The organism is Acinetobacter sp. ANC 3781, assembly GCF_004331285.1.
Classification (GTDB): Bacteria; Pseudomonadota; Gammaproteobacteria; order Pseudomonadales; family Moraxellaceae; genus Acinetobacter.
In genome coordinates, this window is the sequence record NZ_SJOH01000001.1 from 118,275 (window position 1) to 131,307 (window position 13,033).

Genomic DNA, 13,033 nt, shown 5'->3' on the forward strand with positions numbered 1-13,033 from the left:
TTATGAATGCTCAAGTTAATCCAGTAGAGGTTGTTAATAACTTCACAACACTCTCCAAAATCAACGTAAACCAACATACTGAAAAAAAAGGTCGTTTTACTTATTTATCGTGGACGTTTGCAGTTAGTGAGGCAATGAAAGCTGACCCAATGACTGTTTGGGCCTTTAGAGAGCCTATGGTTTTCCCAGATGGAACAATGATGGTTCACTGCGATGTCACTATGTTTGGCAAAAGCATCTATATGTTTCTGCCGGTAATGAACAATCAAAATAAAGCCATTCCAAAACCAAATGCTTTTGATGTGAATAGCGCAATGATGCGCTGTCTGGTGAAAGCAATCGCTGCTCATGGTTTGGGTTTATATATCTATGCAGGTGAAGATTTACCTGAAGAAGAAAAACAGGCTCAAGCACAACAATCTACGCAGCAACAGCCTGCACAAAAACCAATAGCCACTGAAGCAGAATGTCAGCAAGCATTGGTTGATATTAATAATGCTCAGTCAAAAGCTGATCTAGCTAAACCTTACAACTACTTCAAAGGCACTCAGTTTGCACAGCAAATTCACAATGCATGCAAAGCTAAAATTGATCAAATGGGGTGGCAATAATGACTGTCTTAAAAACCTTTCCCGCTCCAAAAATTAATCCTCTCGATAAAATCCTTATGGATTTCGAGATGGCAAAAAAAGGACTTAATAAAGTTGTTTTGGTGAATGGTGTTCCAGTTGATGCCACTCACTACGACACATACGGTGGAATGACTACACACCACCGCATAGATGCGCGCGGCTCATTCTATTCTGATGGTGTTAATTGGGTTTCTCATCATCAAGGTTTTGAGTCCTGGACTGTGACAAAAATCGGTTGCTTTGAACCACCTAGAACGAATGGTCCAAATGTGGTTAAGACTGTTATTCAAGATCAAGGGTCACGCGAAATTGAATACTACCGCAAAGGCTCTAAATGGGTGGGTGATTAATGAACTATTCCTACTCATCCCTAACTCGCGTGCTGTTAATCCAGCACAACGGTCGGATTAAAACGTACAAGGATATCAATCTTTTTGGCATTGAAGATTGCATTCAGGATTTTGTGAATAGCTGGGGGTACAGATGAAAAAGCGCAGTTTAGTTCATCCACTCATGAGCGAAGCCTTCATTATCTGGCTTGTCAGTATCGGCTATAAGGGCGTGACAAATGCGTCAGGTGTTTTGTTCTATTGCGAAGCGTCTGGCAGAAATTTCCCGCGTAACGTGATGATTATGGCGAATGGTCGACTGAATAAGCCTGCGACTCAGTTGTTTGAAGAATTCAAGAAATACAACCCTTTTGGCGAGGTGGCGTGATGGATATTAAAGGATTCAAAGCTTGGGCTGAAAGCAAAAAATTAAGCACGGATGGTGAGACTGGTCGCAATTACAGCTACACATTCTATGATTCAAAAACTCAGGCAGCATGGGATGCATGGCAAGCCAAAGCTCAAGCGGTGCCGGAAGTAATCACTATTGGTAATGAATTGCAATCATGGGTAGCTGTCTGGTCATTCAGGGCAAAAAATGACGGTGAAGATTACGTGGTGGTTGATGCAAACCTTCTTGCTGAAAAAATTGAAAAATTAACAGGAGCAAATGCGTGATGGATATTCAAAAAGAAAGAGAAGCATTTGAGCAGCATTTAACTGATACAGGTCTTGTTGAGTTTGCAGGCTATGGTTTTGCGGTTGATGAGTGTGATGAGTATTTGCATGAACCAACTCAAGTTGCATGGGATTCTTGGCTCATTGGGTTGAATAGAACCAAAGCCCAAGCGGTGCCGGAAGGGTTTGTTTTGGTGCGGAAAGAGCCAAGTGAGCAGTTGCTTAGCAAGGCAATCCGCAAATATTTGCAGGTTAGTGATCTTTCAATCATTACCAGTCGTATGACCCATCTTTATGAACTTATGATTCAGGAAGCTATGATCGAAACACAGGAGCAAAAGGGATGAGCGAAAATAGCTATTACAAAATTGAAGATGCTGAAACCTTGGCAAAAATTGATGCTTTTATGGATAAACGTGATGCCTTTTATGAGCAAGTCACAAAACTCTGTAAGCACTATGGCTTTGAGATGCATCAAACACACGACAGTATTCAAAATGGTATTCGTTTTTGCAATATGTCGGTAGACCCAAAGGCTGAAATTGATAAAACAAAATGGAAAACATCAAAGCATAAAAGTGGTTATTTAGCTGTTTTGCCTCGTGCTACTGCCAAAGAGCATAAGGCTGAATATGACGCTATGAAGCCGAAGTCCATGGCTTACGATGAGCTGAGTAAGATTATTTTGGCTGAAGATATTTTGCCTTGGGGTTCTGCTTACGGCTTATCTTGGAAAAAAGGTGAGTATTTCAAGTTTGAAACATCGCTAAAGGTTTCGCCAGTAGCTATTGAAATTTTGGGCAGTGAGTATCGAAAAGCTGAAGCACAGGAGCCAACCAATGACTGAATACAAGATTGAAAGCCTAAAAGACCTTCTAGGTATTCCTGTAGATCGAATTGATGATTGCTTGGATGAGCTAAAAGATGGTTTGAAGTTAATGCATGTACAAATGGAAGCTTTTGAAATCCCTGTGGCTGATGCTGTGTTTGATAGCTTCACTTGGCAAGATGATGGTGCGAAAAACATGACCAGTAATGCACATTTTTCTTGTGGTGGTGTTGCTCAAATTAAGGTGGATCGAAATGACTGAAAAACTAGAACAAGCCAAAGACCTCATTGAATCTTTAGCAGCTCGGAAAATTGGCGGTACTGGGATTGAGTTGAACAGTGAAGAAGTTGAATTGGCGTATGAAGTTTTTAACGATTATGTGGAACGGAATGAAGTGAAAGGCGTTGACGTGAAGTTGCCTTTTACTATCTTGCAGAGTTTGAAGGAGGTGTCATGAAAGCGAATAAGTTCATGAAAGAGCATGGTCTCCAATATACAAGAAATTTAGTTCGAGATTATCCGAATCATACCCATGTCACCAATGATGGGAGAATGTTTATTAATGAAAATACGTGTGTATCTCATATCAAAGTTCAGTTGAATGAATTGGTAAAAATGGACGACCTAAAACGCCTTGTTGAAAGTCGTGAGTTGGTTGAGTCTTATGGTGGGCTTGATTTGGCTAAGAAGGAATTGCAACGTCAGTCTATTTTGCGCTGGATAAATCCAGAAACAGAAAGGCTTCGCGGAGCCATCGCAGATGTTGAAAGTTGTCTTGAGACAGATAAGAAATTGGAGGGATTGTGATGATGCATACTGAATCAGAACATAATTTACTTCAGGCGATCTTTGATGAAATGCAAGAGCTGAAAAATGCCCTTGCTCATCAAGATGAGCGTCGAGTAAGTATCAAGGAGTTCGCTAGTCGAATGAACATGAGCGAACCCACTCTTTATGATCGAATCAAAAAAGGAGAAATAACCGCTCCACATAAGGATGGACCACGAAGTTACTATCTAAATAGTTATGTGAACGAAGTTGTCACAAGACATTCAAAAACTGATAAAGTAGCCGCTTAATAAGCGGCTTTTTAATGCCTGTTTTATTAGTCACTTTGCATGAAGTGAGTAACATTGTGAGTAATGGTTGAAATACTAAAAGCTCATTGCAATACATTTCAAGAGGTTACATCGAATATGCTTCTCATGATCGACAACTATGACTCCTTTACCTATAACATCGTTCAATATTTTGGCGAGTTAAATCAAGACGTAAAAGTAGTCCGTAATGATGCCGTGACATTGGAAGATATCGAGCGATGGCAACCCCAGTATCTGGTGATTGGTCCTGGCCCTTGTTCACCAAGTGAAGCCGGAATTTCAATTCCAGCCATTCAGCACTTTGCCGGCAAAATCCCATTGCTTGGCGTGTGTTTGGGACATCAAGCGATTGGCCAGGCTTTTGGTGGGGATATTATTCGCGCAAAGAACGTCATGCACGGTCGCTTGTCCGATATGTATCACAGTAACAAAGGCATCTTTAGCAACCTGCCTTCCCCCTTTTCTGCGACACGCTATCATTCACTGGTGATTGATCAGGCAACCGTACCAGATTGTTTGGAAGTGACCTGCTGGACCAATGAAGCCGATGGCAGTATGGAAGAAATCATGGGTGTTAAACATAAGACATTAGCCGTCGAAGGCGTGCAGTTCCACCCTGAATCTATTTTGAGCCAACATGGTCATCAAATCTTCCAGAACTTTCTCGAAATTTATGCATAAAGAGCGTAACGAAAATAATGAACATTCAACAAGCTTTAAATAATATTACCAAACAGATTCACCTGACCCAGCCACAAATGGAAGATGTGATGCGTAGCATCATGTCCGGTGAAGCAACCGATGCTCAAATCGGTGCGGTGATGATGGGCTTACGCTTAAAAGGCGAAAGTATTGATGAAATTACTGCTGCTGCACGTGTCATGCGTGAGTTTGCCATTAAAATTGATGTTAGCGATATTCCACATTTAGTCGATATCGTGGGTACTGGCGGTGACGGTCAAAACCTGTTTAATGTCTCTACAGCATCCAGTTTTGTAATTGCTGCTGCCGGTGCAACCATTGCCAAGCATGGTAACCGAGGCGTGTCTTCAAAATCAGGTTCATCTGACTTGCTTGAAAAAGCAGGCATTAACCTAAACCTGAATATGCAGCAAACTGAACGCTGTATCCGTGAAATGGGTGTCGGCTTTTTATTTGCACCGAATCATCACAAAGCCATGAAATATGCCGTGGGTCCACGTCAAGAACTGGGTATTCGCAGTATTTTCAACTTGCTTGGTCCACTGACCAATCCGGCAGGAGTACAACGTTTTGTACTGGGTGTATTCTCGAATGAACTGTGTCGCCCGATTGCCGAAGTCATGAAACAATTGGGTGCTGAACATGTCATGGTGGTTCATTCTAAAGATGGTTTAGATGAAATCAGCCTTGCATCTTCAACTTATGTCGCTGAACTAAAAGATGGTGAAATCACCGAATGGATGATTAACCCTGAAGATGTCGATATTGAATCACAGACTTTAACCGGTTTAATTGTTGAAGATTCAGCTGAAAGCCTGGCTTTAATTAAAGATGCTTTGGGCAAGAAAAAATCGGCAAAAGGCGAAAAAGCGGCCAACATGATTGCACTCAATGCAGGTGCAGGCATTTATGTCTCCGGTTTAACCACAAGCTATAAACAAGGTGTGGCATTGGCACATGACATTATTTACGGTGGACAAGCTTTAGAAAAAATGAGCGTTTTGTCTGAATTCACCAAAACCCTCAAAGAATACGAAGCTTAAGGCTATAAAGGAAATATTGTCATGTTAGATATCACAAATACGATTTTAGGTAAAATTGTTGACCGCAAGCAGATAGAATTTGCTGCACGTTTAAAACAACATAGCTTAAAAGATGTTGAAGAACTGGCGCAGGCAGCGACACCTGTACGTGGTTTCGCGCAAAGCCTGTTAAGCAAACGTCCAGGCGTGATTGCTGAAATTAAGAAAGCATCACCGTCTAAAGGCGTGATTCGTGAAAATTTTAATCCTGCTGAAATTGCCCAGCAATATGAGCAAGCGGGCGCAGTCTGTTTATCGGTACTGACTGATGTGGACTTCTTCCAAGGTGCGGACGAAAATATTGCGATTGCTCGTTCACATTGTACCCTTCCTGCTCTACGCAAAGATTTCCTGATTGATCCTTATGGTGTGATTGAAGCACGTGCCCTGCATGCAGACTGTATTCTTCTCATTGTGGCGTGTCTGTCTGACCAGCAACTGGAAGAAATGTCTAAAACTGCCTTTGAACACAATCTGGATGTTCTGGTTGAAGTGCATGATGAAGCTGAGCTTGAACGTGCACTGAGACTTTCAGAACGTTGTCTGCTAGGCGTGAATAACCGTAATTTAAAAACCTTTGATGTCGATTTAAATACCTCTCTGCGTTTGAAGAAATTGCTTGAGCCTTCACGTTTACTGGTGACTGAAAGTGGTATTGCCACACCAAATGATGTCCACATGATGCAACAGCATGATATTCATGCCTTCCTTGTGGGTGAAAGTTTTATGAAACAGCCTCGTCCAGATCATGCATTCACCGCATTATTTGGTCAGCCTGAACCTGTTTGATGAATAATTAAGATTATGAGTAAACATGATTCTTCGCTTTCGAAAGATCAGTACAACTTGCTGAAATCTTTTAAAAAGCAAATGACCAATCCGCATTCAACTGCTCTTGCCAAGCAACCTGAGCCTAAAGCTCAGGCCCAGCAAGAACAGGAAGATGATTTCGATTTGTTCCAAAAGTCGATGCAAGGTGTCAAAAAAATGGACACCAGTAATATTGCGCCGATTGAAAAGAACAAAAAGAAAAAGATGGATGCCCAAACATTAGCGAAACGTGCTTCAGCCACTGGCCCAATGCAAATAGACAATGCAGAGCTTTCTGATACCCAAGCCATGCTTAATCCCGTTGCCAGTCAAGCTACATTAAGCTATCGCATTGCAACTTTACAGCACAAAGTGTTTGAAGATTTAAAAGCCGGTAACCTGCGCTGGTTTGAGGCAGTGGATCTACATGGTTGTACGGTTGAAGATGCGCGAGCTGCGGTATTACAGATCATTCAAATGGCCAAAGATGAAAATCAAAATGTCATTAAAATTGTGCATGGTAAAGGTCCAGAAGCCATTTTAAAAACCTATGTCAATGGCTGGCTTCGTCAACACCGTGATGTTTTAGCGTTTGTCAGTGCACCTGAAAAGCAAGGTGGTACGGGTGCCGTTTTAGTCTTGCTCAAACGAAGCGAAAAAAACCCTAAATTTAAACAGTAATCGGAATTTTTCCCCAAAACACGGCATTGTAGCGGTTTTCTGCTACAATGCCGTCCTTGTTCGATATCAGTGTAAGTGAACACGTCTTATGTCTATGCAGCAATCCTACGCCAACATTTTAACTGCCGTTGGTGAAGATCTTAATCGTCCTGGTCTTAAAGATACGCCAATGCGTGCTGCTAAAGCTTTTTCGTATTTAACGTCTGGATATAGCAAAACTTTGGAAGAAGTGACCAACAGTGCGGTCTTCCCTTCTGACAACCGTGAAATGGTTTTAGTAAAAAATATTGAATTCTATTCTTTATGCGAACACCATTTATTGCCTTTTTACGGTCGTGTGCATATTGCTTATTTACCTGAAGGTAATGTTTTAGGTTTATCCAAATTTGCCCGCATTACTGAAATGTTTGCGCGTCGTTTGCAGATTCAGGAAAACCTGACTCAACAAATTGCTGAAGCTGTAGCTGAAGTCACTAAAGCACGTGGTGTTGCCGTTATGATTGATTCTGCACATATGTGCATGATGATGCGTGGTGTAGGCAAACAGGAATCCACCACCCGTACGGTTTCTTTTGTCGGTGATTTTAAAACCAATAAAGATGAACGTCGTGAATTCTTGACTGCTTTACCTGAAAGTCTCTAAGCTTTTCAGCTTTTAAAAAGTCCCCGCTTGTTCGGGGCTTTTTTATTGATGCTTTAATATTTTTCGTTTACACAACTTTTAACTTTAAGGATAAGTCATGTCATCTATTTACTTAGCAGGTCATGGTTTGACTCAGAGTGAGGCAACGATTGATTATCCTCGTCCTGATCGTCTGGTTGCAGGTAATCCTAAACGTATCACCCAAAGTTTATATGAGCATCCCAATATGAACTGTGGCATCTGGACGTGTGAAGTGGGAGCATGGAATATTCAATTTGCTGCCAACAAACAGGAATTCTTTCAGGTGATTGAAGGTCTGGTACGTTTACATGATGCCAAAACACAAAGTTTTGTCGAAATTAAAGCAGGTGAAGCTGGCATTATCCCACCCGGCTTTACTGGTAAATTTGAAGTTGTTGAAGCAGTTAAAAAATATTTTGTCGTGGTTGAAGCCTAAAACCTGTATATACAGGTTTTCTTTTTTCTTCGTGCTTTTATATGGGAGAAAACCCAAAGCTCATCCCTACATATCTAGCACAAAAACAAAAAAACCAAGACTGGATTAATCAGTCCAATATCTAGCGCTTTGTTAGAGCTCTGCACAGGCACAGGTGATTAGCAACCTGTAACTTTGTTTTGAGCCAAATAGACACGGTTTCGGCCACTATTCTTGGCTGCGTACAGTGCAGTATCCACAGCATCCAGGAAACGTTGATAATCGGGATGTCCATCATAAAGTGAACAACCGATACTGACGGTAAAATTAAAACTATTGCCCGTAGCGGTACGAATAGACGTTTCCTGAACACGCTTGCGGATATTTTCTGCAATTTCCTGCGCTCGGGTTAAATCACTGTCTACCAGAAGCAACAAAAATTCTTCCCCACCCACCCGGAATGCATAATCACTTCCCCTTACCGACTCCAGCAACACTTCACCAATAAACTGTAACGCCAAATCACCGGCTGCATGACCGTATTTGTCATTAATTCGCTTAAAGTAATCGGCATCAATTGCGAGCAAAGACAACGGCACATCATTTTTTCGAGAAAAATTAATCTCTCGGGAAATAATAGTATTTAAATAGCGTCGATTGAGCAGCTGAGTTAAAGAATCATTTCCTGAATCAATATATTCAGCCACCTGAAAAATCTGATCGACCAAATGCTGGATTTCTCTATTTTTCTCACGTATGTGTTGGATCAATTGAATAGTTTTATCTTTTTCAACACACGCTAAAACATTTTCATTTAACTGGTCAATCTCATAAATTCGCTCAATGATGACATCAACTTGCTCTGAACCTGTAAATGCATAGGCTGCTTTATGAATAAACCATAAACCAAACTCAGATTTCGATAATAAAGGATGCTTAAAATTAACCTTGTCTGAAAAAACTTTAAACATCAGCTCATTTTCCCAATCCAGTAATGAGCCACGCTGCTTATCTTTTTGTACGGCTACATCTTGCATGGCTGAAAATAAACGGTAGGTATGCTTGATGTCATTACTTTTTTCTACATTCACTTCATAAGAACGGCACATGATTTCAGACGCAAAACCCAATACCTGAATAATATAATTGATAATAACGAAACTATTTTTCTGTACTTTAAAGGATTGCAGATGAAAAACTTTATTTTCAATCTCCCGCACACCACGCATGATCAACCAGGAAGGAATCCCGATACGCGCATGAACTGTTCCCACCACCAGCTGTTTCTTTGACATTTCTTCAAAGTTTTGCTGAAATGGCACATTAAAACAATCGACTAGCCATTGGTTCAAAGTCGCTTTTAAACGGTTTTGAACAAGATTGTCCGAGAGAAAGTAGGATGCTTCTTTTTCTCGCATAATATTTTTATAGAATTCATCTACTAAAACGAGTGAATGGGCTTGAATAAATTGAAAAGTGTCATTTAAATCAGTTGTAGAGTAGCCAGCACAAATCGATTTCCATTGCTCCGCCAGCATGGCAATACTCTCTGTATTCATACAATTGATTCCAACAGCTTTAAAATTTAAAGGGAGATAATTAATTTATAAATATAACAAATTTTCAAAAAAATTACTGTGTGATCTATTTTAAGTTTTATCTAAATAATGAGATAACTAACAAAATATGATCTGATTTTAAAAAAAGTTTATATATCCTAAGCTTGCCTTATTCCAGTTTTTTCCATCCTGTTGTTGATATTCCCAGCCCACTCGAATCGCATTTTGCTGATTCAACACATATTGCCATTGAGTATTCAATTTCAATTGCCACTGGTGTGAATCTTCCCAATACGGCAATTCTACTTGAATTAAAGAATTAATTTTATCTGACCAAATATTCTGGCAGCCTAAGGTTGGTCCCATAGCGACACGCCAACCTTCATCCAATGCCTTGCCGGCTTGAATATGATTTTGCAGCTGCGCATAACATAAATGCTCACGTGCCTGATCGGAATAGCTATAGCCCATTTGCACTTTTAAATTGGCGACTCCATGCTGTTCCTGTTCACTAAACCTTCCACCCTGCTCTAATGCTTCTTGCTGCCAGCCTAAATTAAAGCCCCAAGACAAAGGCAGTTTAAAGGGTGAAACAGGATTGTAAGAATTGACTGTCATCAGGTCCATTTGTTCAAATTTCAGCTCATCTTCACGGTACTGTATTGCTGTATTTAAAAATAACAGCTGTGTGCCGGTACGAAAACCGCTCTGAGGATCTATCAGGTCATGATAGGCCTGCCTGTGTCCAAGCTCGATAAATTTCTCACCCTGCACTTCACCCGCCTGAATTGAAATATGACGAGCGTTATGACTTTGGGTCGGATCCGTTTTTGGACGCATCGGCGATTTTCGCTGCTTTTCTATATCAAGCTGGCTTCTTAAACCCAGTAACTGACGGAAACGAGGCTGGGCAAAAAATTTATCGACTTTTTGTCTCAGAAAATCCAGATATAGATGGTCATAGGCCATCTCCAGAATTTTAGCCTGATCCTGCACCGAAAACTTCTGTAGCTTTAAAGACTGAGTGTCTGTATTTGCATATGCCACCTGATGGGCAGTTTTCGCCAAAGTTGTACCGTGCTGTCTAGCTTGTGCCAATAATTGTGTTTCCAAAGCAGGTCGATAAATTTTTTCCTTGATCAGACCTTGCTGTTCCACAACTTTCAGGGTTTCTATAGGAATAGCAGCTGAATTGAACTGTTGTTGAAGATTTAGCTCGGGACGTGCCAGGTCAAAAAGTCCGAGCAAACGGTAAGCACAGTTGTCATTGATAAAATAATACGGGAAACTGACTTTCTGCATTTCCCACAGATGTTGAACCAGAAACAGCGTTTCTTCCGGATTTAAATTCAGCTCATATTCCCATAAATCACGACTTTCAAAGTCACCATATTCTTTGACCTTACGATAATAAGGCATTAGGGAATATTCGCCCGGGTATTGTCCGGTCAAGCCTTTCCAGGCAAAAGACCAGTTATCATTACTGTTTACTGTGGCCGCATAGTTTACCGCATAGGAAATCAGGTTTAATTGTTGCTGATCTTTCGGATCTAGACGCAATAAGGTATGGCCAAACATGGAGCTGGGATTACCCATAAAATCCGTGGCATAGATTAAAGTAGCCTTATAAGGTTTGACCTGACCAATCCACTGTTCAAATTCGGGACAGCTTACCGCCGGTAGTTGCTGTTCAGAGATGTTCAGCTGCTGTATCAGCCAGTGACTGCGTGCCGGAAATTTACAGCGTATCGATTGATTCGGTTCTGCTGCCGTAAATAAAGCCTGTATATTCTGCTGCATTTCCTTTTTAAGGTCGATTGATCCGTGCTCGGCCAAAAAATAACCTGCATAATTAACCTCGCTTTTACCCTGTGCATTCGCATACATGAGGCGTTGCCAGGTACGAGCGTGATTCAGCTGTTTGGTCTCGGCCAGATTGAGATAACTTTGTATTTCCGGTTTTATTTCGGCTGCATGACTTAAATGGACACAGGTCAGACCAAGCAGTAAAAAGGCATATTTCATTCAGTAATTTTATTCTCTGCAATTCTTGTATTCATAAGAAAACCCTGCCAAGGTGACAGGGTTTTCAGTCAGCGGCTTAGATGTAGGATTTTAATACATCATCCTTCGCCATAACCGTTTGTAGAGAGGTTAATACTTGAAGAGTATCCTGATTTTTATCAGAATAAATTTCAGAAAAATTCTGCTTGGATACCGCAAAGAAACGGGCTTTATCTTCAGCTTTAATATTGAGCAATTCAGCCAGCACATTCAGGCTTTCGCCCTCACCTACCGACATATCACGTGCGAGAGTTTCGGAATTTTCATTGGTGAAAGTGACCACCTGAGCGGTAACTCTTCCGCCTTGACTACATCCTAAAGTACCGAAAGTAATCCCGATCCATTGGTTAGTGAAAAGAACGTTGGTTGTTCCTGCTAGAAGTTTAGGAATGATGCCGGACTGACCTTCCCATACCTGACTACCTATACCACAACCGACATCATTGTCGGCCATAGCCATACCTGAACCTGTGACCAGTACAGCGGCCAGTATTATTTTTTTCAACATGCTTATTCTCCAATTATTCTCATGCAATCTTGTTATTACTCTAGTCATGTAATTTAAATTACACCCTTAGCAGATTAGCGGGAAGTCAAGTGTGGTGCAATGGAAAAAATGTATGCTTTAGCTAAAGATAAAGACCTGCTGTTCTAATGTGGTTTAAGTGTCCAGTTGCCTTCGGTATGACGCGTGCCTAAAATTTTCAGCACCAGCACCAGACTGAGCATTAACAGTAGATACCAGGAACCCAACTTGCCCCAACCGACCATATGCCAGGCATCGACCTGACTCGGATAAAGCCAGATTTTATAAAAGGTACTGATATTTTCTGCAACCCAGATAATAAACGCCAAAATCATCAACACGGGTAACATCGGAAGCTGGATTTTATGCTGCTGCAGCTGAAAGCGAATTTTTGTTTTCCAGAAAATGATGACGCTCCATGCAAATAGTAAATAGCGAATATCTGGCACAAAAAATTTGCTCATGAAATTAATATACGAGAATACTGCCAACGCCATCATGTTAAGAAAGTTAGGAAGCTTCTCGAACGATACCTGATACAGCCTTAATGAGCGGGCAAAAAAACTGCCTACGGCTGAATACATAAATCCAGCAAATAAGGGTACGGTCAAAATTTTGAATATTGCAGGTTGTGGATACTGCCATGAAGCAATTTGCGGATGGGTCAGGAAAATTTCCATGACCATCGCCATAATATGAAACAAGGCAATGACTTTGGCTTCTGACCATGATTCCAGCTTTAAATACAGCAAGCAAACTTGAATAATTAAGGCATAAAACAACAAATAGTCATAACGAAAAAAGCCATAAAGCTCTTGGCTTCCCATAGAGGCTGTAAATACAAAAGCAACCAACAGTAAAATCCCAAATAAGGCAGCCGAAGCTGCCTTAAATGAGAACTCAAAACATGATTTAACAAGACTGATCACGGTTGAATCCTAAAAAAATGATTTTACTCACA

At 40.9% G+C, this 13,033-nt stretch carries 20 protein-coding genes; 16 read left to right on the forward strand and 4 right to left on the reverse strand.

Going from position 1 to position 13,033, the window contains the following annotated elements:
* The first annotated feature begins 2 nt into the window (after positions 1 to 2).
* From E0H89_RS00655 to E0H89_RS00730, 16 genes are all read left to right on the forward strand, one after another.
* The gene (locus E0H89_RS00655; protein ID WP_131213658.1) at positions 3 to 611 is read left to right on the forward strand and encodes a Sak single strand annealing protein; all 609 of its coding nucleotides are present in this window, start codon (positions 3 to 5) and stop codon (positions 609 to 611) included.
* Positions 611 to 982, forward strand: coding sequence for a hypothetical protein (locus E0H89_RS00660; RefSeq protein WP_131213660.1), 372 nt, complete (start codon positions 611 to 613; stop codon positions 980 to 982). The genes E0H89_RS00655 and E0H89_RS00660 overlap by 1 nt, the downstream gene beginning before the upstream one ends.
* Before the next feature lie 163 nt (positions 983 to 1,145).
* The gene (locus E0H89_RS00665) at positions 1,146 to 1,349 is read left to right on the forward strand and encodes a hypothetical protein (RefSeq protein ID WP_250697801.1); all 204 of its coding nucleotides are present in this window, start codon (positions 1,146 to 1,148) and stop codon (positions 1,347 to 1,349) included.
* Complete coding sequence (locus tag E0H89_RS00670) at positions 1,349 to 1,639, forward strand: hypothetical protein (RefSeq protein WP_131213664.1); 291 nt, start codon at positions 1,349 to 1,351, stop codon at positions 1,637 to 1,639. The genes E0H89_RS00665 and E0H89_RS00670 overlap by 1 nt, the downstream gene beginning before the upstream one ends.
* On the forward strand, positions 1,636 to 1,986 hold the full coding sequence (locus E0H89_RS00675) for a hypothetical protein (protein ID WP_131213666.1): 351 nt from the start codon (positions 1,636 to 1,638) through the stop codon (positions 1,984 to 1,986). The genes E0H89_RS00670 and E0H89_RS00675 overlap by 4 nt, the downstream gene beginning before the upstream one ends.
* Positions 1,983 to 2,486, forward strand: coding sequence for a Mu-Gp12 family protein (locus E0H89_RS00680; protein ID WP_131213668.1), 504 nt, complete (start codon positions 1,983 to 1,985; stop codon positions 2,484 to 2,486). Before E0H89_RS00675 ends, E0H89_RS00680 begins: the two co-directional genes overlap by 4 nt.
* A complete protein-coding gene (locus E0H89_RS00685) occupies positions 2,479 to 2,730 on the forward strand; it encodes a hypothetical protein (RefSeq protein WP_131213670.1) in 252 nt (83 codons plus the stop codon). Before E0H89_RS00680 ends, E0H89_RS00685 begins: the two co-directional genes overlap by 8 nt.
* The gene (locus E0H89_RS00690) at positions 2,723 to 2,926 is read left to right on the forward strand and encodes a hypothetical protein (RefSeq protein ID WP_131213672.1); all 204 of its coding nucleotides are present in this window, start codon (positions 2,723 to 2,725) and stop codon (positions 2,924 to 2,926) included. The genes E0H89_RS00685 and E0H89_RS00690 overlap by 8 nt, the downstream gene beginning before the upstream one ends.
* Entirely contained in the window at positions 2,923 to 3,276 is a 354-nt protein-coding gene (locus tag E0H89_RS00695; protein WP_131213674.1) for a hypothetical protein, read from the forward strand. Before E0H89_RS00690 ends, E0H89_RS00695 begins: the two co-directional genes overlap by 4 nt.
* 2 nt (positions 3,277 to 3,278) lie before the next feature.
* Complete coding sequence (locus E0H89_RS00700; RefSeq protein WP_131214006.1) at positions 3,279 to 3,548, forward strand: helix-turn-helix transcriptional regulator; 270 nt, start codon at positions 3,279 to 3,281, stop codon at positions 3,546 to 3,548.
* Positions 3,549 to 3,665: 117 nt separating this feature from the next.
* On the forward strand, positions 3,666 to 4,250 hold the full coding sequence (locus tag E0H89_RS00705) for an anthranilate synthase component II (RefSeq protein ID WP_131213676.1): 585 nt from the start codon (positions 3,666 to 3,668) through the stop codon (positions 4,248 to 4,250).
* Positions 4,251 to 4,267: 17 nt separating this feature from the next.
* Complete coding sequence (gene trpD / locus E0H89_RS00710) at positions 4,268 to 5,314, forward strand: anthranilate phosphoribosyltransferase (RefSeq protein ID WP_131213678.1); 1,047 nt, start codon at positions 4,268 to 4,270, stop codon at positions 5,312 to 5,314.
* A gap of 21 nt (positions 5,315 to 5,335) precedes the next feature.
* A complete protein-coding gene (gene trpC / locus E0H89_RS00715; RefSeq protein WP_131213680.1) occupies positions 5,336 to 6,142 on the forward strand; it encodes an indole-3-glycerol phosphate synthase TrpC in 807 nt (268 codons plus the stop codon).
* 15 nt (positions 6,143 to 6,157) lie between these two features.
* Positions 6,158 to 6,844, forward strand: a complete 687-nt coding sequence (locus E0H89_RS00720) for a Smr/MutS family protein (protein ID WP_131213682.1) — start codon at positions 6,158 to 6,160, stop codon at positions 6,842 to 6,844.
* A gap of 94 nt (positions 6,845 to 6,938) precedes the next feature.
* Positions 6,939 to 7,487 carry a GTP cyclohydrolase I FolE gene (gene folE / locus E0H89_RS00725; protein ID WP_171255180.1) on the forward strand — a complete coding sequence of 183 codons (549 nt, stop codon included), beginning with the start codon at positions 6,939 to 6,941 and terminating at the stop codon, positions 7,485 to 7,487.
* Between the two features lie 97 nt (positions 7,488 to 7,584).
* Positions 7,585 to 7,944, forward strand: a complete 360-nt coding sequence (locus tag E0H89_RS00730) for a cupin domain-containing protein (RefSeq protein ID WP_131213684.1) — start codon at positions 7,585 to 7,587, stop codon at positions 7,942 to 7,944.
* Positions 7,945 to 8,102: 158 nt separating this feature from the next.
* Here the strand turns inward: E0H89_RS00730 and E0H89_RS00735 are convergent, their stop codons facing one another.
* The 4 genes from E0H89_RS00735 to E0H89_RS00750 all read right to left on the reverse strand — a co-directional run bounded on the left by E0H89_RS00735 (position 8,103) and on the right by E0H89_RS00750 (position 12,998).
* Positions 8,103 to 9,482, reverse strand: coding sequence for a diguanylate cyclase (locus E0H89_RS00735; protein WP_131213686.1), 1,380 nt, complete (start codon positions 9,480 to 9,482; stop codon positions 8,103 to 8,105).
* A gap of 138 nt (positions 9,483 to 9,620) precedes the next feature.
* A complete protein-coding gene (locus E0H89_RS00740; RefSeq protein ID WP_131213688.1) occupies positions 9,621 to 11,507 on the reverse strand; it encodes an Lnb N-terminal periplasmic domain-containing protein in 1,887 nt (628 codons plus the stop codon).
* 76 nt (positions 11,508 to 11,583) lie between these two features.
* Entirely contained in the window at positions 11,584 to 12,054 is a 471-nt protein-coding gene (locus E0H89_RS00745; RefSeq protein ID WP_131213690.1) for a DUF3015 family protein, read from the reverse strand.
* A gap of 143 nt (positions 12,055 to 12,197) precedes the next feature.
* A complete protein-coding gene (locus tag E0H89_RS00750; RefSeq protein ID WP_171459111.1) occupies positions 12,198 to 12,998 on the reverse strand; it encodes a DUF817 family protein in 801 nt (266 codons plus the stop codon).
* Positions 12,999 to 13,033: the final 35 nt, after the last annotated feature.